At 40.4% G+C, this 24,332-nt stretch carries 24 protein-coding genes; 20 read left to right on the top strand and 4 right to left on the bottom strand.

The features are described from left to right. Positions 1 to 8 precede the first annotated feature (8 nt). The gene (gene pruA, locus AACZ87_RS08535; protein ID WP_339866424.1) at positions 9 to 1,643 is read left to right on the top strand and encodes an L-glutamate gamma-semialdehyde dehydrogenase; all 1,635 of its coding nucleotides are present in this window, start codon (positions 9 to 11) and stop codon (positions 1,641 to 1,643) included. Positions 1,644 to 1,756: 113 nt separating this feature from the next. On the opposite strand, the gene AACZ87_RS08540 is transcribed toward pruA, so the two are convergent. Further along, positions 1,757 to 2,395 (bottom strand): hypothetical protein, encoded by a 639-nt coding sequence (locus tag AACZ87_RS08540; protein ID WP_339866426.1) that lies wholly within the window; start codon positions 2,393 to 2,395, stop codon positions 1,757 to 1,759. A 342-nt stretch (positions 2,396 to 2,737) separates the two neighbouring features. On the opposite strand from AACZ87_RS08540, the gene AACZ87_RS08545 reads away from it, so the two are divergent. After that, positions 2,738 to 3,886, top strand: a complete 1,149-nt coding sequence (locus tag AACZ87_RS08545; protein ID WP_339866428.1) for a hypothetical protein — start codon at positions 2,738 to 2,740, stop codon at positions 3,884 to 3,886. Between the two features lie 285 nt (positions 3,887 to 4,171). Here AACZ87_RS08545 and fabG read toward each other — a convergent pair whose 3' ends face one another. After that, a complete protein-coding gene (fabG, locus tag AACZ87_RS08550) occupies positions 4,172 to 4,918 on the bottom strand; it encodes a 3-oxoacyl-[acyl-carrier-protein] reductase (RefSeq protein WP_339866429.1) in 747 nt (248 codons plus the stop codon). A gap of 294 nt (positions 4,919 to 5,212) precedes the next feature. Here fabG and lpdA point away from each other — a divergent pair, with 294 nt between their 5' ends. From lpdA to AACZ87_RS08630, 16 genes are all read left to right on the top strand, one after another. After that, a complete protein-coding gene (gene lpdA / locus AACZ87_RS08555) occupies positions 5,213 to 6,610 on the top strand; it encodes a dihydrolipoyl dehydrogenase (RefSeq protein ID WP_339866430.1) in 1,398 nt (465 codons plus the stop codon). A 90-nt stretch (positions 6,611 to 6,700) separates the two neighbouring features. Continuing rightward, positions 6,701 to 7,234 carry a sigma-70 family RNA polymerase sigma factor gene (locus tag AACZ87_RS08560; RefSeq protein ID WP_339866431.1) on the top strand — a complete coding sequence of 178 codons (534 nt, stop codon included), beginning with the start codon at positions 6,701 to 6,703 and terminating at the stop codon, positions 7,232 to 7,234. Beyond that, on the top strand, positions 7,234 to 8,058 hold the full coding sequence (locus AACZ87_RS08565; RefSeq protein WP_339866432.1) for an anti-sigma factor: 825 nt from the start codon (positions 7,234 to 7,236) through the stop codon (positions 8,056 to 8,058). The genes AACZ87_RS08560 and AACZ87_RS08565 overlap by 1 nt, the downstream gene beginning before the upstream one ends. 85 nt (positions 8,059 to 8,143) lie before the next feature. After that, on the top strand, positions 8,144 to 8,839 hold the full coding sequence (locus tag AACZ87_RS08570) for a DUF2490 domain-containing protein (protein ID WP_339866433.1): 696 nt from the start codon (positions 8,144 to 8,146) through the stop codon (positions 8,837 to 8,839). Between the two features lie 94 nt (positions 8,840 to 8,933). Continuing rightward, a complete protein-coding gene (locus AACZ87_RS08575; RefSeq protein ID WP_339866435.1) occupies positions 8,934 to 9,392 on the top strand; it encodes a DUF2721 domain-containing protein in 459 nt (152 codons plus the stop codon). Next, the gene (locus AACZ87_RS08580) at positions 9,382 to 10,341 is read left to right on the top strand and encodes a glycerophosphodiester phosphodiesterase family protein (RefSeq protein ID WP_339866436.1); all 960 of its coding nucleotides are present in this window, start codon (positions 9,382 to 9,384) and stop codon (positions 10,339 to 10,341) included. The genes AACZ87_RS08575 and AACZ87_RS08580 overlap by 11 nt, the downstream gene beginning before the upstream one ends. Further along, positions 10,338 to 11,351: a GntG family PLP-dependent aldolase gene (locus AACZ87_RS08585; protein ID WP_339866438.1), complete on the top strand. Its 1,014-nt coding sequence runs from the start codon at positions 10,338 to 10,340 to the stop codon at positions 11,349 to 11,351. Before AACZ87_RS08580 ends, AACZ87_RS08585 begins: the two co-directional genes overlap by 4 nt. A 95-nt stretch (positions 11,352 to 11,446) precedes the next feature. Continuing rightward, entirely contained in the window at positions 11,447 to 12,481 is a 1,035-nt protein-coding gene (locus tag AACZ87_RS08590) for a DUF481 domain-containing protein (protein ID WP_339866440.1), read from the top strand. Positions 12,482 to 12,706: 225 nt separating this feature from the next. Beyond that, a complete protein-coding gene (locus AACZ87_RS08595; protein ID WP_339866441.1) occupies positions 12,707 to 13,969 on the top strand; it encodes a replication-associated recombination protein A in 1,263 nt (420 codons plus the stop codon). A gap of 127 nt (positions 13,970 to 14,096) precedes the next feature. Then, positions 14,097 to 14,546, top strand: a complete 450-nt coding sequence (locus AACZ87_RS08600; RefSeq protein ID WP_339866443.1) for a MarR family transcriptional regulator — start codon at positions 14,097 to 14,099, stop codon at positions 14,544 to 14,546. Positions 14,547 to 14,604: 58 nt separating this feature from the next. Then, the gene (locus AACZ87_RS08605; RefSeq protein ID WP_283411735.1) at positions 14,605 to 15,609 is read left to right on the top strand and encodes an NAD(P)/FAD-dependent oxidoreductase; all 1,005 of its coding nucleotides are present in this window, start codon (positions 14,605 to 14,607) and stop codon (positions 15,607 to 15,609) included. 15 nt (positions 15,610 to 15,624) lie between these two features. Beyond that, positions 15,625 to 15,945, top strand: coding sequence for a 2Fe-2S iron-sulfur cluster-binding protein (locus AACZ87_RS08610; RefSeq protein WP_283411734.1), 321 nt, complete (start codon positions 15,625 to 15,627; stop codon positions 15,943 to 15,945). 200 nt (positions 15,946 to 16,145) lie between these two features. After that, entirely contained in the window at positions 16,146 to 16,895 is a 750-nt protein-coding gene (locus AACZ87_RS08615; protein ID WP_339866446.1) for a hypothetical protein, read from the top strand. Between the two features lie 65 nt (positions 16,896 to 16,960). Continuing rightward, a complete protein-coding gene (locus AACZ87_RS08620; RefSeq protein ID WP_339866447.1) occupies positions 16,961 to 17,407 on the top strand; it encodes an SgcJ/EcaC family oxidoreductase in 447 nt (148 codons plus the stop codon). A 136-nt stretch (positions 17,408 to 17,543) separates the two neighbouring features. Then, on the top strand, positions 17,544 to 19,082 hold the full coding sequence (locus tag AACZ87_RS08625) for a M20/M25/M40 family metallo-hydrolase (RefSeq protein ID WP_339866449.1): 1,539 nt from the start codon (positions 17,544 to 17,546) through the stop codon (positions 19,080 to 19,082). A 117-nt stretch (positions 19,083 to 19,199) separates the two neighbouring features. Continuing rightward, positions 19,200 to 19,952 (top strand): diphthine--ammonia ligase, encoded by a 753-nt coding sequence (locus AACZ87_RS08630; RefSeq protein ID WP_339866450.1) that lies wholly within the window; start codon positions 19,200 to 19,202, stop codon positions 19,950 to 19,952. On the opposite strand, the gene AACZ87_RS08635 is transcribed toward AACZ87_RS08630, so the two are convergent. Both AACZ87_RS08635 and AACZ87_RS08640 read right to left on the bottom strand, forming a co-directional pair. Then, a complete protein-coding gene (locus tag AACZ87_RS08635; protein ID WP_339866452.1) occupies positions 19,936 to 21,843 on the bottom strand; it encodes a TIGR00341 family protein in 1,908 nt (635 codons plus the stop codon). The two genes, AACZ87_RS08630 and AACZ87_RS08635, sit on opposite strands and share 17 nt — an antisense overlap. Before the next feature lie 152 nt (positions 21,844 to 21,995). Next, positions 21,996 to 23,345 (bottom strand): AGE family epimerase/isomerase, encoded by a 1,350-nt coding sequence (locus AACZ87_RS08640; RefSeq protein ID WP_339866454.1) that lies wholly within the window; start codon positions 23,343 to 23,345, stop codon positions 21,996 to 21,998. A 95-nt stretch (positions 23,346 to 23,440) separates the two neighbouring features. Here AACZ87_RS08640 and AACZ87_RS08645 point away from each other — a divergent pair, with 95 nt between their 5' ends. Together AACZ87_RS08645 and AACZ87_RS08650 are read left to right on the top strand one after the other, a co-directional pair. Further along, positions 23,441 to 23,869, top strand: coding sequence for an antitoxin Xre-like helix-turn-helix domain-containing protein (locus tag AACZ87_RS08645; RefSeq protein WP_339866455.1), 429 nt, complete (start codon positions 23,441 to 23,443; stop codon positions 23,867 to 23,869). After that, positions 23,866 to 24,327, top strand: a complete 462-nt coding sequence (locus AACZ87_RS08650) for an RES family NAD+ phosphorylase (RefSeq protein WP_339866456.1) — start codon at positions 23,866 to 23,868, stop codon at positions 24,325 to 24,327. Before AACZ87_RS08645 ends, AACZ87_RS08650 begins: the two co-directional genes overlap by 4 nt. The last annotated feature ends 5 nt before the right edge of the window (positions 24,328 to 24,332 follow it).

Below are 24,332 nucleotides of genomic sequence, written 5' to 3' on the forward strand. Positions count from 1 at the left end.
CAGATATCATGCTCAAAGGTTTTTTTAATGTACCAACTCCGGTGAACGAACCGGTAAAAGCATACGCTCCCGGAAGCCCCGAGAGAAAAGAGTTACAAGCTGCACTCAAAGAAGCTAGATCTCAGCAAGTTGATGTGCCAATGTATATTGGTTCCGATGAAGTCAGAACAGGTAATAAGCACACTATGTCTCCGCCCCACGATCATCAACACGTGTTGGGGCATTTCCATGAAGGAGACGCTTCTCACGTTGAGCAGGCGATTGATGCAGCTTTGGGAGCCAAAGAAGCTTGGGAAAACCTAGCTTGGGAACAAAGAGCAGCGATTTTCTTGAAAGCAGCTGATCTTTTGGCTGGGCCATATCGTGCTAAAATCAATGCAGCAACCATGCTTGGTCAGTCCAAGAATGCGATGCAGGCAGAGATAGATGCGGCATGTGAATTCATTGACTTTTTGAGATTCAATGTGCAATACATGACTGAAATCTACGCTCAACAGCCTCCGGTTTCTGGAAATGGCGTTTGGAATAGACTGGAGCAAAGACCTCTTGAAGGATTCGTATTTGCCCTGACTCCATTCAACTTTACAGCAATCGCTGGTAACCTTCCAGCATCAGCAGCTATGATGGGTAATACCATCGTGTGGAAACCAGCTTATACGCAGATTTATTCTGCAAATGTGCTGATGCAAGTGTTCAAAGAAGCTGGAGTTCCAGCTGGTGTGATCAATTTGATTTATGTGGATGGACCTGTTGCAGGAGATGTGATATTCAAACATCCTGACTTCGCAGGGATTCACTTTACAGGTTCTACAGGCGTATTTCAGCATATCTGGAAAACAATTGGCACGAACATTCACCAATACAAATCTTATCCAAGAATTGTAGGTGAGACAGGTGGAAAAGACTTTGTAATCGCTCACAAATCTGCAATTCCAAAAGCTGTTTCTGTAGGGCTTTCCCGAGGGGCGTTTGAGTTCCAAGGTCAAAAATGCTCAGCTGCTTCCCGCGCTTATATCCCTTCAAATATTTGGGATGAGGTGAAAGAAAACTTGCTGGCTGATCTTGCTGATATGAAAATGGGTGGAACGGAAGATTTCACCAACTTCATCAATGCGGTGATCGACGAGAAATCTTTTGATAAAATCGCTAAGTACATAGACAATGCGAAAGCTAACCCAGCAGTGGAAATCATCGCTGGAGGAAACTACGATAAGTCGAAGGGGTACTTCATCGAGCCAACTGTCATCGTAACCCAAGATCCTATGTACACGACCATGTGTGAAGAAATTTTCGGTCCGGTGTTGACTATATATGTTTATGATGCAGAAAGATTCGAAGAGGCGCTGGAATTGGTTGATCAGACTTCTCCGTATGCTTTGACTGGAGCAATCTTCTCCCAGGATCGCTATGCGGTGGAATTGGCGACTATTAAACTAAAAAATGCTGCCGGTAACTTCTATATCAATGACAAGCCAACAGGTGCAGTGGTAGGTCAGCAGCCATTCGGTGGAGCTAGAGCTTCAGGGACGAATGATAAAGCTGGTTCTATGATCAACTTGCTTCGTTGGGTTTCTCCACGTACGATTAAGGAGACTTTTGTATCTCCTGAGAATTACAAATATCCATTTTTGGGAGAAGACTAATTTGTAAGATAGTTTGCTGATTTGAAATTGAGCCAAGCTCAGATTTAAACACGAACATTCTAAACATAAAAAGGCCAGCATTTGCTGGCCTTTTTTACTTATACTCTTGGTGATTAATACAACATGTTTCCCTTAATAGTGCTCATGCCTTGGCCATTTGTAGGATTGAAAAAACCATCGACAGTTGCCGAACCTGAAGCACCTTCAAATTTCCCTGTTCCTCCTATAATTTCAACCTCAGCTTTAAATTCAATTCTCTCTTCACTAATTGGAGAGGCAATGTTTTGAATGTTTTTGAACCAAACAGAATTGCCTTTTCCATCTGTCGTTACCGAACTTACTTCAAGATTATCTACAAAAATCCCTAAAGCTTCTAGTTGTTCAGAATAAAATTGAGTCACTGGAGCACCCACGGTTCCTAATCTATCAGTACGCTGATTAAGAAAAGTAAGGGCTTTCCCCATATGACTGGAATTCCCTATGCCTGTACCTGGAAAGAATGTGGGATTAACTGCGGTCCAATTACCGTGTTCATCTAACTGTGTAAGTTGATTCGTGAACCGTTCGAAATAAGCTACTTCAGTTGATTTTCTGGCATTTAGGTCTCCGGATGATCCGGGAACTACAAGTGCTTCTGATGATTTAACTAGCTGAGGATCTATGCTTTCTTCGATCAGAGGAGAGCAGGAAACCATTAACACGGATCCAGCTAGAGTAATCATGCCTAGCTTTTCGGATATTGATTTTTTCATATTTTTTAAAGTTGGGTGTGGGTATAAACATATTTTTTCACTTGTTTAAAAGTTTTTGAATGGGGTGAAAACTGGGTGATTTCAAAACTTATAAATAGTAAAATGTTATTTGTACCAATAAAAATGCCAAAAAATTAAAAGTGGTATCAATAAAATTTCAATTGTCCATTTTTTACTGAATTTAATGTTTTATAACTGATTATAAGAATAATGCTATTTTTCAAATGAAGTTTTCTGATTTAAATTGAAGGGTGTTTTCATTCAAAATTTTTTTTACCGGCAATTCAGGATGATTGATAAAGGATTTTATGTATTATTAGTTATCCTTCTAAAATTTCGTAAATGAAACATCTGTACTCTCTTCTACTGGTCTTTACATTTTTTGCTTGTTCCAAAGAAAAAGAGCCGATCCAAGGTGAGCTTGAAGATTTTGTCTTGGGAGAAATGAGTTTTGAACGGGACTCAGAGACTGGATTTATGGGGTTTCAGGGAAGTATAACTAAAGACGGGATTGAAATGGCTTATACTAAGTGGAATGAGATTTTTAGTTTTTACGATGTCAAGAACGGTCGGAAAACAGCAACTTATGTGGTTCCTAGGGAAGGGCCAATGGCGTTTAAAAGTATGCCGGAAGTTGGAGGTTTTTTGAATGATGGTGGATTATTTGTAACAAGCTCTACTGGCTTTACCAATATATACAGGAATGACACTTTGGCTCTCTCATATATGCGGGATATGGAAGCATATGAGCCAGGTAAATACCTTTATTTGACAGATAAGAGAAATGCATTTCATGCCCTTACCGACAATAGGTATGAATTGACGTTTAACCCTTTTGAATTTATGGCATTTCGTGAAGGGAGGGATGGTTTGGATTTGTCATTCAAATCTTGGATAGGGGAATTTGATGGTGAGGGAAATTTAATATGTAAATCTGATTTTAAGGCGCCATACGATGAATCCTATTCTCAGTCTTCTTCAGGAGGAAATTTGCTGAGGATGGTGGCAGAGGGGAAGTCTTGGGCAATGTTTCCTTATTCAGATTCCCTTTATCAAATCAAAAACTGTAAAGTGATAGACCGTATAAAATTGACTAAGTTGACTCCATTTCCATATTATCCAGATACTTATGTAGGAGATAGAAATAGGGGTTCTTGGGAAAGACCTGAGAACGGAGCTCTCAATTTGCATCTGATTCATGACCTTTCCTCTGGTATGAATGTAAGAATGACACTAGTAAAGAACGAAAAGGACGATCCTGAAATCAAGGATCCCCGGCAGAGATTGTATTTGGATGAAAACACATATTTACTTTTGATCTATGATTCTGAATGGAAACTGAGAGCAGAGCTCGAAGTAGTTTACCCTCCAGGAACCCGTTTTGAGAATATTTTTTCTACTTCAGAAGGTCTATTTATCAATAAACCCGAGCAAGCATCCGAAGATGAATACGAGTTCTATAAGATTGACTTGAGTCGGTTTAGTGATTGAATAAATAGAGGATAACTAGAATCCCACCGCTTTGCGTCACTTCGTGCACTTCGCGGTTAAAACAAAAAAAACGGCTGAATCTCTCCAGCCGTTCGTCTGACCTTTGAGGTTTCTCAAACCTCGAAGCTCTTATGTAAATAAGAAGGTCTTATGTAAATAAAAAACTTCGAGGAGATTTCTCAGTCATCCTTCCTTCGAAATGACACCTCAAAGGTTGCTATAAAAAAACGGCTGAATCTCTCCAGCCGTTTAATCTCAAATTTCAAATAATAAATTTCAAATTGATTAAGTATACATCGCGCCATTCACATGAAGCACCTGTCCTGAGATATAGCTACTCATTTCAGACCCTAAGAATACACAAGCGTCAGCCACTTCTTCAGGTCGGCCACCCCGCTTCATAGGGATTCCTTCTCTCCATCCTTGGACAGTTTTCTCGTCCAAAACCTCAGTCATCTCAGTTTCAATAAATCCCGGGGCAATCGCATTGCAACGGATATTTCTTGAGCCTAATTCAAGAGCGATTGATTTGGTAAAGCCGATGATACCAGCTTTCGAAGCTGCATAGTTTGATTGACCAGCATTTCCTTTTGCGCCTACTACGGAAGTGATATTGATTATGGATCCAGCTTTTGCTTTCATCATCGTTCTATTTGCTGCTTTTACGGTGTTGAAGCAGGATTTTAGATTGATCCCGATCACTTCGTCCCAAGCTTCTTCGGTCATTCTCATCAACAGGTTGTCGCGGGTTATTCCGGCATTATTGATCAAAACATCCAATCCACCAAACTCTGCAACAACAGCATTTACTAATTCTTCAGCAGCTTTGAAATCTGACGCATCAGATCTATAGCCTTTGGCTTTAATGCCATATGCTGCCAATTCTCTTTCGAGTGTTTGGCCTTTTTCCACACTTGACAAAAAAGTAAAAGCGACATTTGCGCCTTCTTGTGCATATCTGATAGCTATTGCTCTTCCGATGCCTTTAGATGCGCCGGTGATCAATGCCGTTTTTCCTGAAAGTAATCCCATGGGGTTTAAAATTTTGTTTGGTCAAAATTAGAAAAAAACCCAAAACTTTCGATTCTAAAATTGATTTCCCTTGTCTTTTGATTCTGCTAATAAGTAATAGTTGGTAAAAGTTAAATTATCAGATATATAATTTTATTTCTATGCGTAATAGTAAAATATTGATTGGATAAGCCGCTCAGATATTACAGAATTCAGGTTTTTATCCTGAAATTGAGAAGTGAACCTGATTTTTTTCTGAAGCCAAAAGGCCTATTTTTGCGTTAATCAATTCGTTTTAAAAAACAAGTAATAGATATGTCTTCGACCAAATTTGACTTGATCGTGGTGGGCAGTGGACCAGGTGGCTATGTGGCTGCCATTCGCGCTTCCCAGCTCGGCCTAAAAACTGCCGTAGTAGAAGCTGCGGAATTGGGTGGTATTTGTCTTAACTGGGGTTGTATTCCCACCAAAGCTTTATTGAAAAGTGCTCAGGTTTTTGAGTACATCAATCATGCTGCGGACTACGGCATTACCGTAAAAGACGCCAGCGCTGATTTCACAGGGATCGTCAAAAGAAGCCGTGGAGTAGCTGACGGAATGAGCAAGGGAGTTACCTTCCTGATGAAGAAAAATAAGATCGAAGTGATCAAAGGTTGGGGTAAGATCCAGCCAGGTAAGAAAGTAGAAGTAACAGATAGCGAGGACAAGAAAACGGTCTATGCTGCTGATAATATCATCATCGCTACTGGTGCAAGATCTCGTGAGCTTCCTGCAATGAAGATCGATAAGAAGAAAATTATCGGATATAGAGATGCGATGACTTTGGATAAAATGCCAAAGAAAATGGTCGTAGTAGGTTCTGGTGCTATCGGAATCGAGTTTGCCTATTTCTATGCGACTATGGGTACAGAAGTAACCATCGTAGAATTTTTGGATAGAATCGTACCAGTTGAAGATGCTGAAGTTTCCAAGACTTTGGAGAAGCTTTACAAAAAAGCAGGTATGACCATCATGACTTCCTCAGAAGTGACTGCGGTAGATACCAAAGGTGCAGGCTGTAAGGTGACGGTAAAAACTGCAAAAGGCGAAGAAACGCTAGAATGTGATATTGTGCTATCTGCTGCTGGTGTAGTTTCAAACTTGGAGAATGTAGGTTTGGAAGACGTTGGAATCTTGGTAGACAAAGGTAAAATCAAAGTTGACGAGTACTATAAGACAAACATGCCGGGCTATTATGCGATCGGTGATGTGATTCCTGGTCCGGCGTTGGCTCACGTAGCATCTGCGGAAGGTATTATCTGTGTTGAGAAAATCGCAGGTCAGAATCCAGATCCTTTGGATTATGGAAATATTCCTGGCTGTACCTATTGTTCTCCTGAAATTGCCTCTGTAGGTATGACAGAAGCTAAAGCGAAAGAAGCTGGTTACGAGTTGAGAATTGGTAAATTCCCATTCTCTGCTTCAGGAAAAGCATCTGCTGCTGGCGCAAAGGACGGTTTTGTGAAACTGGTATTCGACAAGAAATACGGTGAACTGCTGGGCGCACATATGATAGGATACAATGTGACTGAGATGATCGCCGAGATTGTGGCTATCCGCAAACTGGAAACCACTGGTCACGAATTGATCAAAACCGTGCATCCTCACCCAACTATGTCTGAAGCGATTATGGAGGCTGCGGCCGCAGCTTATGACGAAGTGATCCACCTTTGATAAAAATATTTTGAAAATAATGGGCACAAGACTTACTAGTGTAGGTCTTGTGTTTTACATTTAGGAAGAAATTTTTCAAACCCCCAATTTTTGGAAGAAGTACAACTCATCGCCGGACTCAGGGCAAAAGACAGAAAGACAACAGAGTATTTGTATGACAAATATTCAAGAGCTCTCTATGCGGTGATCTCAAGAATTGTATTCGATAAGGATATTGCTGAGGAGGTTTTTCATGATTCTTTTGTCAAAATCACAAGAAAAATAGAGCGATACGACGAATCAAAAGGCCGTCTATACACTTGGATGGCTAATATTTGTCGTAATTCAGCAATTGATAAACTCCGCTCCAAAGAAATTTCACAATCCGGTAAGACCAACACAATAGATGACTTCGTATATGGAATGGAGAGCCAATCAGGCACCCAAGAACAAATAGACGGAATCGGAGTGAAAGAGCTGATGATCGAACTTAACGATGATCAGAAGTTCATAGTAGAGTATATTTACTTCAAAGGATATACACATTCTGAGGTATCGGAAGAATTCGATATTCCTCTTGGCACCGTCAAGTCTAGGGTGAGAGCGGCCATACAAGTGTTGAAAAAAAATGTAGCAAGAATCTAGTGGATATTCAATCTTACATATCGTCAGGTAAACTGGAACTCTTCCTTCTTGGAGAGTTGACGGAGCGAGAGCGTGAGGAGGTATTGAGCCTAGCTATGATGCATCCGGAGATCCAAAAAGAGTTGGATGAGTTGGAGGAGACTATGTTCTCTTTTGATAATATGACTGGTGTAGCGCCATCTCAGGAAGTAAAGGATAAGATTTTCTCTACCCTAGAAAATGAGTTCATCCTCAAAGAAGCTCCAAAGCCAACTGCCGCACCAGCTGATACCAAAGTGGTGCCTATTGGTAGTCCTTGGAAGCCTTTTGCGATAGCAGCATCTATAGCGGCAATAGTAGCCTCAGGAGCAGCATTCTATTATGCTGACAAGTACCAAAAAAGAAACGATCAATTTACTGCCTTACTTCAGGATCAAAGCGTAATGGCTGATAACCTGAATCAGGTGAAGCAGGAATTTGAAGAAGCAGATAGTCGTCTTGATAAATTTGTAGCTGGAGATTTCAAGCGAATTGAAATGAAAGGCGAAGGCTTCGACATGCAGAAGGATGCCAGAGTCGATGTGCTTTGGGATCAAAATGCACAAGAAGTATTTATTGCGGTAAATAACCTAAATGATCTCAGTGATGATCTTGATTATCAACTATGGGCTATCGGTGACGATGGGCCAGTAGGAATTGGCTTGGTGAATTCAGGTGAAAAGCTCACTTTACAACAGATGCAAGCGGTAGCACAAGCCGGAGCATTTGCGATAACTATTGAGCCGAAAGGCGGATCCAAATCACCGACACTAGAGAAGTTGGTAGTGTTGGGTGAAGTGGCCTAAGAATTTAAAATGATTTAATTTATAATTGCCTGTTCTGAAAAGAGCAGGCTTTTTTATTTTGTAAAAATCCAACCAGTTTTACCTTATGAAAAAGTTAGTATTCAGTCTCTTTCTTTCTGCATTGTCCGTGGTTTCCTTTGCCCAATCAGGTCCGGATGAAGATCAGCTGGGTACTTGGTACATGTACTTTTATAATAAATCCTTCAAAAACTCCCAGTTTGGTATCCAAGGAGACGTGCAACTTAGGCTTTGGAGTCCAGTAAGTGATTTGGAGCAGTTACTGCTCAGGTCTGGGCTTACTTATACGCCTGAAAATGCCAATATCTTATTTACGCTGGGTTATGCCCATATTACAACTGGGGCTTTCGGTGAATCTGATGACACGGTACTGGAAAACAGGATTTACCAAGAGGTACTTTTTCCAACTAAGGTAGGTAACAGATTCCTGTTCACTCATCGGATTAGGTATGAGCAAAGATGGGTGGAGTCGCAGGATCTACGAACCAGATATCGGTACAACCTTTTTCTGAATGTCCCATTAAATAGTTCTGCATTAGAAAAAGGAGTCGTTTACTTGGCTCTTTATAATGAGATTTTCATTAATGGGCAACGTGATATTGGTGATGGAAGGACGGTAGAGCTATTTGATAGAAATCGATTATACCTCGGCGGGGGATATGGCTTGCTATCCAATCTTCGGGTGCAGGGAGGCTGGATGTTGCAGACCACGGATAACTGGAGCAAAGGCCAATTACAAGTTAGCTTACACCATAAGTTTTGATAGCGGTTGATTTTCTGGTTTGTAGATTCAGAAAGGAGTAGGCTTTTTTCATTTTCGGGAAATAGAAGCATCTTTAATCTATTAACTTTCGCCTATGGAACTCCAACTCTCAACGCCTGCCTTACTTTTTTCGGCAATCACACTTCTAATGCTTGCTTTTACCAATCGCTTTTTAGCAATTGCCAGCTTGATTAGAGGATTGCACAAAAACTATATGGAGGCATCTAATCAGGAAATTATAGTAGAGCAAATCCATAATTTGCGACGCCGACTTACACTCATCAAAAACATGCAACTCTTCGGAGTTTTCAGCTTTTTATTATGCATCATTTGTATGTATTTGCTCTTCCGCGGATATACCATGGTAGCAAATTGGGTTTTCGTAGGGAGCATGGCTTCACTCTTGATTTCCTTGGGAATATCCCTAATCGAAATTCAGATTTCTACGAAAGCTTTGAATCTTGAGCTTAGGGATATGGAGGATATTTTCGAAAAACGAAGTAGCGGGCTGGATTTTATCTTCAAAAAAGAATCAAAAAAGGATGAAGAATAAGTTTTTATGGATTCCATTTCTACTCTTGGTTTTTGGTTCATGCAGCCAAAAACCACTAGAGCATCAGGAAGTCCTTGAAGTAGAATCAGGAGTTGAGACTACTGAAAATTACATTAAGGTAGGCAGTGTAGAAGAAGCCCGGGATTTTTATACCTGGACTTCGGATCGCATTCCTATGGTTTCTGCTCATCGGGGTGGGCCGTATCCAGGTTTTCCGGAAAATTCGATTGAGACTTTTGCCAATGTGGTGAAATACACGCCGACAATTGTTGAGTTGGACGTGGCCATGACCAAAGATGGAGTTTTGGTTCTGATGCATGACGATAAACTGGATAGAACCACAACTGGCAAAGGGCTGGTGAGTGATGCCACCTATGAAGAGATTCAAACTCTTTTTCTGAAAGATGAAGATGGGAATGTTACCGATTTCAAGGTGCCAACCTTTGAAGAAGCATTGATCTGGTCAAAGGGAAAAGCATTGTTGACTGTTGATATTAAGCAGTCGGTTCCTTATGAAAAAATCATCGAAGCGGTACGGGAAACTGAATCAGAAGCCCATGCAGCTTTGATCACTTATTCTTTTGCGGCAGCCAAAAAGCTTCATTCCATGGCTCCTGAGTTAATGCTTTCGGTGACTATCCGAAACGAAGAAGAGATTGAGCGGTTTGAGGAAACAGGGATTCCTTGGACTAGAGTTATTGCTTTTACGGGAGTAACTGAGCGCCCACAGGAGTTCAATAGGGCATTACACGAAAAAGGAGTATTTACCATTTTGGGTGTACTTGGTAACCTTGATAAAAGTGCCATTGCGCGTGGAGACCAACTCTATACTAGTTTTGTGCAGAAAGGTGCTGACATTCTTGCTACTGATAGACCGATCGAAGCAGCAGCTGCTATCAAGACTTTGGCTCCATCAAAAAGTTCTAAATCCAAGTATTTCAAAAAATGATAATTGACTTAAGAAGCGATACGGTAACAAAACCGACCGCAGGAATGAAGGAAGCAATGTTTTCTGCGTCTGTTGGAGACGATGTTTTTGGAGAAGATCCGACGGTGAATGCATTGGAAGAGAAAGCTGCCAAGCTATTTGGGATGGAGGCTGGGCTTTACTGTCCTTCAGGCACCATGACCAATCAGATTGCAATCAGGCTTCATACCCGAATTCAAACAGAAGTGATTTGCCATAAATATTCTCACGTTTACCTCTACGAGGGAGGCGGAATTATGGCAAATTCCTTGGCTTCGGTGAAATTGCTCGAAGGAGATTTGGGGAAAATTACTGCAGAACAAGTCAAAGCATCTATTAATCCTGACGATGTACATGCTCCTGAGACCACTTTGGTTTCTTTGGAAAACACGATGAACAAGGGTGGGGGAAGTGTTTATACGCTAGATGAAGTCAAGCCAATTCGCAAAGTATGCGATGATAATGGACTGAAACTGCACTTGGATGGAGCAAGATTGTTTAATGCGTTGGCAGAATCAGGAGAAAGTCCAGCCGCTTGGGGGGCTCAGTTTGATACGATTTCTATTTGCTTGAGTAAAGGTCTTGGTTGTCCAGTTGGTTCCTTGCTTCTGGGTTCAAAATCAGATATTAAGCGGGCTAGAAAAGTAAGAAAATCCTGGGGAGGAGGAATGAGACAAGCAGGTTTCTTGGCTGCAGCAGGGATTTATGCCTTGGACAATCATGTTGAGCGATTGACCGAGGATCATGCGCGAGCAAGAGACTTAGGAAAGATGTTATTGAAGTTGTCTTTTGTATCTGAGGTTTTTCCTGTTGCTACAAATATTGTAATTGCCCGATTGGACGGGATTTCTCCGGAGGAGTTCTTAAAGAATCTTGCAGGCAAGGAAATCAAAGCTGTCAAATTCGGTCCAGACTTGGTAAGGTTTGTTACTCATTTGGATTTTGATGATGACCAGTTGGAAGAGTTTGGGAAGAGGTTAGCAATGTTCTAAAGAAATCAACCACTCTAAGTCCAAAGGTCAAGATATTTTTCATTCAAAATCCCAAAAAATATAATTTTAGCATCTTTGGGCCACAATTAGATTGAATGAAAAATAAGACGCTTTTCTTTTCCCTTCTCTTGTTAGGTATTATCGGCTTTTGCACTCAAGCCACTGCTCAAGACAGTCTTTACACCAAGTATGGGGATGTTTTAATAGGGAAGATAGAAAAGATCACCTTTGATAAGATTTATTTTAAAACTTCCTACCGTAGCTCAGCGGTGGATATAAAACTAAGTGAAATTGTTAATGCCAAAAGTTCTGAGGGATTTCTATTGAATGATATTCGAAATAAGAATTGGCGTGGGAATTTGGTTTTAGACTCGCTCAACAATGATTTGATAGGAATCAAGACAGCTGATTCAGTTTACTTTTTTGAGGAACGGGATATTTTTGAGCTTTCCAGAGACCAAAAGAAGAAGTTCAAAGATAAGTTCAAGCTGGGGATAGATGCAGGCTACACTAGAGCTAAATCCAACAATTCTATGTCCCTTTCTCTGGGATTAAATACTAGCTTTAGGACAAGAAGATGGGATACCGGCCTGGAATACAAGGACTATGGAGCAATAGTTGGGTTAACCATAATTGGCAGGACTTCATTTACATATAATCTTTCCTATATTCTGCCCAAAGAATGGTTTTTCAATGGTAAAATATTGCTTTATTCCAGTACAGAACAAAGTTTGGATCAAAGAAGGAATTTCACACTTGGACTAGGTAAAAATCTGATATATCGCCGAGCACAGCATCTTTCTGTGACCACTGGTTTGGTTTCAAACTATGAAAACTATACCAACTCACCTAGTGAATTTAAAAGCACCGAAGGGATGTTTAATGCTAATTTTAATGGAAGATTATTTGAACATTTGGATCTGACTTCAGATTGGACATATTTCAAAAGCTTTGATGACCGAGAAAGATTCAGAAATAGCTTAAGCTTGGATGTAAGATATATTTTTCTTAACCATTTCAATATAGGTATCCACTATGTGTTGAATACCGACAGCAAGCCACCTGTGGAGACGTCTAATAGGGATTATGTTTTTGAAGTGAAGTTTGGGTGGACTCTTCAAAGGCGCTAATAATGAATAGTGTGCCTGACTTAATTTATGAGACCTTTAAAATCAGAATCAAAAACTCCAGCATGCTATTTTTTTGGAGAGTAAATGGCAATGGATAAATTCGGATGATTCAGAATTAATTCAAAGTAAGAGAATTCAACTAGACAACTATTGTCAAAATATAGGTCGCCAGAAGTCCTTTTTTCATTTCTCCTTATCTTGCCTCTTGAATCTAGATTTCTCAAAATGAATAACACCCCTCTTGCAGAGCGAATGCGCCCAACCCGATTGGAAGACTTGATCGGACAGGAACATTTGTCCTCTCCCAAGTCATTTTTATTTAAAGCGATCAAATCCGGAAATGTGCCTTCCTTGATCCTTTGGGGCCCTCCGGGTGTTGGGAAAACTACCATTGCCAATATCATAGCAAATGAAATAAAAGCGCCTTTCTACACGCTAAGTGCTGTAAGTTCTGGGGTAAAAGACATTCGTGAGGTAATCGAAAAAGCAAAGTTTCAACAAGGCGTGGTTCTCTTTATAGATGAAATTCACCGCTTCAATAAGTCCCAACAAGATGCGCTTTTGGGAGCTGTGGAAAAGGGAGTGATTCGACTAATCGGTGCTACAACGGAAAATCCTTCTTTTGAAGTCAATGCTGCATTGCTATCCAGATGTCAGGTTTTTACCCTCAATTCATTGGGAAGAACTGAGCTTGAAGCGATGATACATCAGGCCTTAGAGCAGGATATTGAGTTGAAGAAAATCAATGTTGAGCTGAGGGAAACCGATGCTCTCCTGCGTATTTCTGGAGGAGATGGAAGGAAGTTGTTGAATTTGCTGGAAATCGTAATCGATGGGATAAATGAGGATCCCTGCGTGATCACCGATGAAAAAGTGATGCAGATTGCCCAGCAGAAAGTAGCACTTTACGATAAATCAGGCGAACAGCATTACGATATTATTTCTGCATTTATCAAATCAATCCGTGGGTCTGATCCGAATGCAGCGGTTTATTGGTTAGCTCGGATGATTGAAGGAGGAGAAGATGTGAAATTTATAGCTAGAAGATTGGTGATTCTGGCTTCAGAGGACATTGGTAATGCTAACCCAAATGCGCTGCTTTTGGCTACCAATTGCTTCGAGGCGGTTAAGATTATCGGCTATCCAGAGTCTAGAATTATCCTTTCCCAGTGCGTGACTTATTTAGCAAGTTCTCAGAAAAGCAATGCGGCTTACATGGCGATAAATCAAGCTCAGGCCTTGGTCCGGGAGAAAGGTGATCTCTCCGTTCCGCTTCATTTGCGCAATGCTCCAACCAAACTCATGAAGGATTTGAACTATGGAAAAGCCTATAAGTATTCCCATGACTTCCCCGGAAACTTTGTCGCTCAGGAGTTTTTGCCTGACGAAATAAAAGGTTTAAAACTGTATGATCCAGGAGAAAATGCCCGTGAAAATGAGTTGAGAAGATACCTTAGCTTGAAGTGGCAAGGGAAATATGGGTATTGAGATATTTCTCAATTTGAGATTTGAAATTTCAAATTTTAAATTCAATATCCTATAAACCCTATAAAAATAATAGAGAATTGTATTCCCGATTCAGATTTTTTATATATTTGTCACACTAACTATTGGTATGACACAAGAGCAATATTCTAAGTATTCATTTTTATTGGACCGTACGGCCCGTAAAGTGAAGCAATATGCTCAGCAACAGTTCAAATCAGGAGATTTTGATGTGACCGTCGATCAATGGTTGGTGCTGAAAAACCTCTCTGAAAATGACCTGTTAAGTCAAACAGAATTGGCAAATATGGTCTTTAAAGATCATCCTACGCTTACTCGTATTATCGATTTGCTTTGCAAAAAGGGATACGTGGAGCGAGTGCCACATCCACAGGACCGCCGTAGTTTTCAGTTGCATTTGACTGAAACTGGAGTTTCTAAAGTGAGTTCTTTGCGACCGGAGATTCTTCAGATTAGAGAGAAAGCATGGGAGAATTTAAGCCCTCATGATTTCGAGGAGTTTAAGCGAATTCTCAATACAATTTATCAGAATCTCAATGGGGAGTCGCTTGATCAATAAGTAAGTTTAAAGAAAAAGGAAACTTTTAACCGGGGAAGCACCCCAAATTTCATACATCATGATCCATACAGACCTTTGTATTATCGGAGCCGGCCCAGTAGGCCTTTTTGCAGTATTCGAAGCTGGTTTGCTGAAAATGCGTTGTCATCTTATTGATGCCCTGCCTCAGGTGGGTGGTCAGCTTTCGGAGATTTATCCGCAAAAGCCTATTTATGATATTCCGGGCTATCCGGAAGTGAATGCGCAGGATTTGGTGGACAATCTGATGGAGCAGGCAAAGCCTTTTTCTCCGACGTTTACCTTAGGTGAGCGAGTAGACCATTTGGATAAGCAGGAAGATGGATCGTTTATCGTGACGACTAGCGACAAAACAAAAGTTCATGCACAGGTGATTGTGATTGCAGGTGGTTTGGGTTGCTTTGAGCCTAGAAAGCCAGTAGTAGAGAACTTGGAGCTTTTCGAAGGAAAAGGAATTACTTACATGGTGAAAAATCCTGAAACTTTCCGCGATAAAAATGTGATTCTTGCCGGTGGTGGAGATTCTGCTTTGGACTGGACTATATTCCTTTCTAAAGTTGCTAAAAGAGTAACCTTGGTTCACAGAAATGAGACTTTCCGTGGAGCACCTGATTCTGCTGCTAAGGTATTTGACCTAGCGAATAATGGTAAAATTGATTTGATTCTTTCTTCTAATTTGAAAGAAGTGTCAGGAAACGGCACGTTGGAATCTGTCACTTTTGTAGATAAGAGCAAAGCTGAAATCAAGATAGAGACTGATTATTTAATTCCATTATTTGGTTTGAGTCCAAAGCTTGGCCCTATTGCCGACTGGGGATTGAGCATAGATAAAAATGCGATTGAGGTAGATACGCGAGATTACTCTACTGGAGTTGACCGAATCTACGCGATAGGTGATATCAATACTTATCCTGGAAAGCTGAAATTGATTCTTTGTGGATTCCACGAAGCGGCGATCATGATGCATTCTGCTTTCAAATATGTGTATCCAGATCAGAAGTTGAGCTTCAAATACACAACCGTTAATGGTGTAAATTCATTTTAATACTATTTTTGCAGCATGGTTAATTTCACTGTAGAAGATCAAGAAGGGAATCGTCAAGAATGCGAAGCGCCAGATGATATGGGCTTCAACCTGATGGAAATCCTCAAAGCATACGAATATCCTATTTTGGCTACCTGTGGAGGTATGGCCTTATGCGGAACTTGCCACATCGAAGTGTTGGAAGGCAAGGATGAATTGGGTCAGGCCACGGATCCTGAATTAGATCAGTTGGAAAACCTTCCAGAGTACTTTCCAACATCCCGTTTGGCTTGCCAAATCCGTATTGGAGATGTATTGGAAGGTTCTGTACTCAAACTAAGAGGAGAAGATCAGTAAGCGATTACAGTTTTAAATATTCTTAAAGCCACTCAGGAATGGGTGGCTTTTGGTGTTTTTACCGCTGAGGACGCAAAGGTTACGCAGAGGTTAGAGTTGCCCTGCTTCTCCAGAAGTTGGACTTGTTAAAGCGAGAAGGGATGTCTTAAAAATACTTAATGCTATTAAGTGCTGAGTAGCTTTTGCTATTTTAGAGGGATATGAAATTTCTACTCACATTAATCATTCTGATTTTAGGCAGTAGCGCAATTGCCTGTGATTGTTCATTTTCAGCTCCTAATACTAGCTTTATCGGGGCAGATTTTGTGGGAAGGATTAAGATTTTAAAAGTTTATCCCAACAAAGGAGAAGAACAAATTTACAGGGCAGATGTGGAAGTTATCGAACATTTTAAAGGACCGAAACTAAATTTCATCTATGTCTATGGAAGAAGCGATGATAATATTGGTACCTCTTGTGCTGTGTTTTTCCCTGAAGGATCTGACTTATTAGTTAGCGCTCACACAAAAGAAGATGGAGGGTATGTCTTTGGCATGTGTGATTATAAAATAAATTTCAAGGACAATTTTAGTAGTAATCAGAGGGATCTTGAAGTTATTAGAGCCTTAAGTAGCTATGATAATTCATTTAAAGCACATTATAGCGCTTACATATCACCAAGTTTCACTCTGTTTTTGGAAAGCAAAAATGGAATTCGTATAAAAGAGAAATTCGCCCTTTTCGAAGTGGAGCTAGCGGATCATTCTAATCCTTCTCATGTGAAAATGATTAAAGGCTTTGGTGAGGACTTAGACGGTGAAATAATTGAACAGCTTTATCAATCAACATGGAAATTAAATTTCTACCAAGAGTCAGATGAAATAGATGGTTCTATTAAGCTCATCGTCCCCATTTATTTTTACCCCGCGGGAGAAGAGTATGATAGTTTTGTCAGCATATTTGCACTTTAATTAATTACTTATGTTTTATATAATTGATTGATTAATTTGATGTTACGTAAATAGTCAATAGTCTTATGAAAACCCTAGTCTTTCTTTTCTTTCTCCTAATCAGCTCTTCAGTCTTTTGCCAAAACCCTATAAATACAAAAAGCGAATCCCAAGAGATCATCGACCTGATCAGTTCTTATTCCAAAGCTAGGGAGACAAGGGATACAGTTCTGCTCAAGGAAATATTGGTTGAAGATGTGGATCAGTTGGTTTCCTCTGGAGTTTGGCGAAAGGGAATCGTCGAGGCTGTGAAAGGAATGATGGAAAGTTCTGCTGAAAATCCTGGAGACCGAACACTAAAGGTGGAATCTATCCGATTTCTCAACCCTGATGCGGCCATCGTCGATGCACGCTATGAAATCAAAAATGCTGACGGAACCATCCGAAAGATGTGGAGCACCTTCGCAGTGGTGACAGAAACGGAACAATGGAAAATCTTCGCAATTCGAAACATGCTGCCTGCAGGTGACTGATTTGCATCCTATTATAGGAGTGACCTACTTTTACATGAATAGCTATTGTGATCCTATATTTTGGCTTAATTTCACCCTGAAATTTATTTTTAGACAAAAATTTATTCAAATAGCACCATTACCAAACCCTAATAATATGATGAGAAAATTATTAATCCTGCCGGCCTTGCTTTTAGCCGGAATGAGTTTTGCTCAGGAAGTTGACCTTGCGGCAATTGAAAAAATCAAAAAAGAAGGCTTAGAAAATTCAAAAGTAGAGGAAATCGCATTTCAGTTAGTGGACAAGGCTGGCCCGAGGTTGAGTAATTCCGAAGGTTACGAGCGGGCTGTGGATTACGCTATCCAGCAGCTTTCAGACTGGGGTTTACAAAATGCCAACGCCGAACCTTGGGGAGAATTTGGTCGAGGCTGGGAAATGGAAAAGAGCTATGTGGCGATGACTAAGCCTTATTATATGCCTTTTATTGCAATTCCAAAAGCTTGGACAGAAAGTACCAAAGGTGAAGTAAGTGGCAAGGTTTATTTTCTCGACATCAAAACTGAAGAAGACTTCGCCAAATACAAAGGCAAACTTAAAGGTGCTATCGTAGCTATTAAGCCAACAGGGACACAAGAGCCTACATTTGAACCAGATGCAGTTCGATTTACCGTAGAGCAATTACACGGTATGGAACATCCAGCTCCTCGAGGCGGCGGGAATAATAGCTACACTCCAGAAATGATTGCTGAATTCAGAGCAGCAAGAGCTTTGCAACAAAGAGTAACGGAGTTTATGGCGGAAGAGGAGGTTTCTTTAATTATCAAAGGAGTAAATGGTCGTCACGGTACGCTTTTCACCAGCAGCCCTAGAGGTTACCTAAAAGATACTCCAGAAGGTGTTCCTGAATTGGAAACTGCTCCTGAGAATGTGAATTTGATGGCTCGATTGAGTGAAAATGGGGTAGAAGTGGAGATAGAAGCAGAGGTGAAAACTCGTTTTAGAACAGAAGATCTTCAGGGGTATAATGTAATAGCAGAAATTCCAGGTTCTGATCCTTCATTGAAGTCAGAAGTGGTGATGCTTGGTGGACACTTGGATTCTTGGCATGGAGCCAACGGAGCGACTGATAATGCTGCAGGATGTATCGTAATGATGGAGGCTGTAAGGATTTTGAAAGCTACAGGTCTTCAGCCAAAGCGAACAGTGCGTATTGCCCTTTGGGGAGGTGAAGAGCAAGGTTTACATGGTTCTAGAGGATATGTGGCAAAACATTTTGGCGATCCACAAACTATGGAGTTGAAGCCAGAACATGAGAAACTTTCTGCTTATTACAATATTGACAACGGGACAGGTAGAGTTCGAGGGATTTACCTACAGGGAAATGCTGCTGCAGAGCCGATTTTCAATGAGTGGTTTTTGCCTTTGGATGATATCGTAGAGGATCGAACGATCACGATCAGTAATACAGGTGGCACAGATCACCAGAGTTTTGATGCGTTGAGCCTTCCAGGTTTTCAGTTTATCCAAGATCCAATAGAATACCGTACCCGTACTCACCATACGAATATGGATACATTTGAGAGATTGGAATTGGATGATTTAAAGCAAATGGCAGTAGTTATTGCTTCATTTGTGTATAATACAGCTCAAAAAGATGAAATGATTCCGAGAAAAGAATTGAGGAAAGTAGAATAAAGAATAACTATCAGTCAAATCGAAAACGGGTATAAAGTAATTTATATCCGTTTTTTTGTTTGAAAGCTGCGGTTGTCCCCAAATGGATTTACTTTTGATAAAGCAAACTTTAAAATTTTGATCAAAGAGAAAGCACTTTTCAATTGGAGTGGGGGCAAAGACTCTTCACTTGCTTTATACAAATTACAGCAGTCACAGGAGTTTGAAATTGCATGTTTGCTAACCAGTATCAGTCAAAAATATCAGCGAATCTCAATGCATGGTGTTCGATCTGAATTGCTTGAAATGCAGGCAAAAAACATAGGGATTCCCTTAGTGAAGATGGAGATTCCAGATATGCCGTCAATGGAAGTTTATGAAAAGACGATGAGAGAAACGCTTTCTGAGTTGAAAAGGGAAGGTATTACTGCCTCAATTTTTGGAGATATCTTTCTGGAAGATTTGAGAACTTACCGTGAGACTAAACTTGCTGAGTTAGATTTGAAGGGAATTTTTCCTCTTTGGAAACAGCCTACAAAGAACTTAATCCGCGAGTTTTTGGATTTGGGTTTCAAAACCATCACTACCTGTGTCAACGAGAAGTTTTTGGATAAAAGTTTTGTCGGGCGAGTGATCGATGAGGACTTTTTAAAAGACCTTCCTTCTGATGTGGATCCCTGCGGTGAAAATGGTGAATTCCATACTTTCGTTTATGATGGGCCAATTTTCAGTGAGTCAATAACATTTGAAGTCGGAGAAAAGGTGCTAAGAAAATACGAAGCTCCAAAGACCGAAGATAATTCGGACCAGTGCTTTTCCAAGGATAAAGAAGATCCTGCTAAATACGGATTTTGGTATTGCGACCTGATTCCTGTTACTCCTTCGCCTTAGTAATAGGCTCACCCAATTGTACTCCAAGTGTCAATTCAATTGATGCCGTTCTTCCGATTTTTTCTTCAATTTCAGCTTTGATCTCTTTGAAATCATTTGCGTCCAATGCGTTTTCTGAAAGAATGGTTACGGAAAGCTTCAAAGGTTCCATCTGTACAACTTTTACCTCACGAAGCAATCCATGTGGGATTTCCTTACCACTCAGATCTTGGATGATCGAGGTTTCATTTACCATTTTATTAAAGCTCAGTCCTAGCGGTAAGGCTATTGCTGCCAAGATCCCCAGACTTATCAATAGACCTCTTTTTGCCAACCTGAAAGGACTAAATCCAAGTAGCAGAAATGTCAATGCTGCCGCCATGGTGATGCCAGCTAGGTTAGTGCCCAGCAAAAGCATGGCTCCACCAAAGACTTCCTTATCCATCCATCCAATTCCAATTCCAGCCACAGCCAGCGGGGGAACCAGTGCAACTGAAATTGCCACTCCTGCGAGCGTTTTAGATATTTCCTCCTTGGAGTAAGCATATGCTCCTGCTATTCCAGATGCTATTGCAATACCTAGATCAAGAAGATTAGGTCGAATCCTGGCAAGAATTTGATCATTTAATACTTCCAGAGGAGTGATCAGAGAAATCATAATTGAAAAGAATAGGCCTACTATTGAGCCCCAGAATATGGTAATCAAGCTGTTTTTGATCAATAAACCATCTTGACGAAGCATACCCATGGCCAAGGAAATAATTGGTCCCATGAGTGGAGCCAAAATCATTGCACCAATTACCACAGGGGCGGAATCGCCAAAAAGTCCAAAAGAAGCGATCATTGTAGAGAGTGCCATCAGCACTAAGTAGGTGGACGAAGTCTGAGAATTTGTCCTTAAGAGCGTAAAAAGATCTTTGAATTCCTCAGCCGTGGCATGGCGAACCCAGGGTAAATAAGAGTGGAGTAATTCTTCCTTTAATCGTCCTGTTGGAAGCCTTGACACATTGATGGATCTTGGGCCTTCTGTAGTTTCCTTTTCCTGTATACTTGCACCCGGAAGAATTTTAACCCTTTCTTCAGTCAAGGAAATCTTTATTTCTTGTTCCTCCTTTTCCTTTCCATCCACGGCGAACTTTATCGTCTCAGTTGACGTGATGCATGCTTCACTGGTGGAAATATAGCCTACAAATCTTGGCAGCGTTCCTCCTTTGATAGGGAAAAAAAGATTCTGCAATCCAAATTGAATTAAGGAGAAAAGGCTTTTCGGTGCCAATATCAACAGGTGGATTCTACCATCGTCCAAACCGGATTGTTCAATTACACGACGAAAAATCAAGTTGCTTTCACAATGGGCTACAGCTAAAACTCCCATTGCTGCTATGTCAATTTTACTTTCTTCCTCTCCATTTTTATAAGTGATGGTATAAGGTTTGAGTTTTACTCTTCGAAAAAGGTTAAGTAGTTGAGAGAACCTTGTCTTGACACCATCGAAGAAATTGGCTGCTCCATTGGAGTAAAGAATGCCTAGTGATGTGCCGACCACTAAAGAATTAAATGCCAGCTCCTCATTTACCTGCATCAAATCAATTTCAGGAATTTCTTCAGCTTCCTGAATTTCCTGCCAGGCAGTTTTAAAATTAGTATTAATTCCAAATCCTTTTTTAGCCTGAATCATCTCAGGGTGGGGAAGGAGCGCTACATTTATCTCTTTATCTTTTGCTTGATCGAGTAGTTGGTGAAGTTGAATATCTGAAAGCGAACAGGCAAACCATTCATTTTGGCCCAGGTTTTCTATAGACACTTGATCCAAAGAAAGTTTTTTATCAGGTTTGGGATCCATCATTTCGAGCAACTCATCGAGTTTTTCGCTTGATATTTCCGGATCATATACAAAAGTGATTTTCTTCATTTTGGGTTATTAGCGTAACAGAAGTTTGATTTCCTAAACTGTACGGAAGTTGGAAATACCAGCCTGAGCAAATGGAAAGCCTTTTATTTACAAATATTGTTCTCGACTTGGTATGATCTAGAAAAGTTAATTGGCTTTTGAATTCTTTCTATCTACTCGGATCGTTCACTCATTTCTCTCAATCGATCTGTACAGTGATCTAATGATCTGTAATGATGGTAAATCCCTTTCCAAATATTTCCTTTTCCTACAGTTTTTAACTCAGGCTGCTTATCCAACCCTCCGGAATACCAATCACCATTTTCATGATCAATTAAATAAGCATTTGTGTAGTCCCAGAGTTTTAGAAACTTCCCGTAATAGTCGTGCGGGTCATTTGGGTAAAGCTCAGCCATCAATAAAAGTGCATTCATCCCCTCGGCTTGGGCCCACCAGTTTTTGGTATCATGAGTCACACGATAGCCGTCTTTGAAATAATAGCCTTCGTCATAAAAACCACCTACGCTTTTATCCCAACCATTTTCCAGCGCATGATCAATCATTTTCTTGGCGATTCTATGAGTAGTTGTGTCATTTTCCCATCCTAAAACCTCAGATGCCTCTATCATCAAAAAACCTGTTTCCACATCGTGACCAAAGGAAACATGATCAAGATTATGGTGGGCCAATATCACTTCTTCGGTAGAGTCTACAAAGGTTACTGGGCTCCAATCGGGATAGAGAAAAAGTGTCAAGTTGCCTTTCTCTGTAACAATTTGGTCCCGGATGAGCAGCAACATTTCCTCTAATCGATCTTTAACCAATGGTTCAGGCCAAACTTGATACAGTTCAGTAAATGCTTCAAATAAATGGATGGAGCTATTTTGATCTTTATAACCCAGGTCTGAAGTGGAAGGAGTAGATTCTGGTCGGGAAATAGGAGTGCCATCTGGGGCTAAATGCTGATAATATCCTCCATTTATAGAGTCATGTGCATGTTTGTCTAGCCAAAAAAAGGCTTCCTTTGCGAAGTCTAAAGCAGATTTATCTCCCGATGCCTCGTAATAGGCTGCAAGTGCAAAAATCCCAAAAGCATTCCCATAAGCCGTTTTCATTGGATTGCCGATCTGATTTCCTTGTTTGTCCACCAGCCAATGAAATCCACCATATTCATAATCCCACATTTTATCCCTTAGAAATTCAAATCCGTGTTTTGCTCCTCTTTTGTAGTATTCAATTTCAGGATACTTTTTTGAAGCTTTAGCATTGGTCCAGACGTGGCGAGACTGGGTAACGATCATTTTCTCCTGCTTTTCCTCTGGGTTGAAGTCGTAAGAGAAATTGCTCAGAAATCCACCATCAACTGTGTCTAAAGCCTGAGGATACCATTTGTCGAGGACTTCGGTTGTGAGATGATCTTCCATTTGGTCCGCAAGTATTTCCTTGGGATCTTCCTCCTTTTCAGGAGAATGACACGCAAATAAAACTGACAGAAAGAGAGCTGTATAATACCTAAAGGGCATATTGAAATAGTTTTGAAAAAAACTGATGAATTTAAACAACTTCCGACAAATGTCGTTAAATTTATGACAGTTGTACTTAATATAGCTTATCGACCATGACTCAATTTACTATTTTCGATCCAGAAGTAGCTTATAATACTACAGATGATAAGTTTATAAATGAGGTGATAATGCTGGTAAGGCAGGGTGTTACTTTTGAAGACTTTGATAAATTCGCCTCCAAAAGTGCATTTTCAACTGAAGAATGGGCAGAGTACCTGCATATATCAGAGCGTACGTTGCAGCGTTATCAAAAAGAACAGAAGTCATTTGATTCCTTGCAGTCAGAAAAGATAATTGAAATTGCTCTGCTTCAAAAAAGGGGAGTAGAAGTATTCGGAAGTAAATCAAAGTTTCAGACTTGGCTTGAGACACCTTGTTTGGCATTGGGGGACTTGATGCCAAAATCCTTTTTGGATAGTAGCTTTGGTATTAATCTCTTGAGAGATGAGCTGACTAGAATTGAATATGGTGTCTTGGCATGATAGTTTTTCGGTTGAGCAAAAGTAAGTTCTCAAGTGATTTATCAGGAAAAGGAGCTGAATTGGCGGGCGGGAGATGGAATAGCAAAGGAAAAGCCGTGGTTTATACCAGCCAATCTCGAGCTCTTTGTACCGCTGAAATTGCGGTCCATACGCCACTAGGGAACATTCCTACAGACTACGAAATAGTTGAGATCACCATACCAGATGGAGTTGAGATAAAGGTTATTGAAAATTCGGATTTACCTCCTGATTGGAAATCAATACCACATTCTCATACTACACAGGAAATTGGAGACGGATTTTTATCCGAAAATAACTTCTTGGTTTTTAAAGTCCCTTCTGTAGTTGTACAGGGGGACTTTAATTTTTTGATAAATCCTGCTCATAGAAGATTTAGAGAAGTTGAAATCACTTCAATAGATCCCTTTGAGTTTGATATGCGTTTGTTTTCAAAATAGAATCG

The organism is uncultured Algoriphagus sp. (assembly GCF_963974365.1).
Classification (GTDB): Bacteria; Bacteroidota; Bacteroidia; order Cytophagales; family Cyclobacteriaceae; genus Algoriphagus.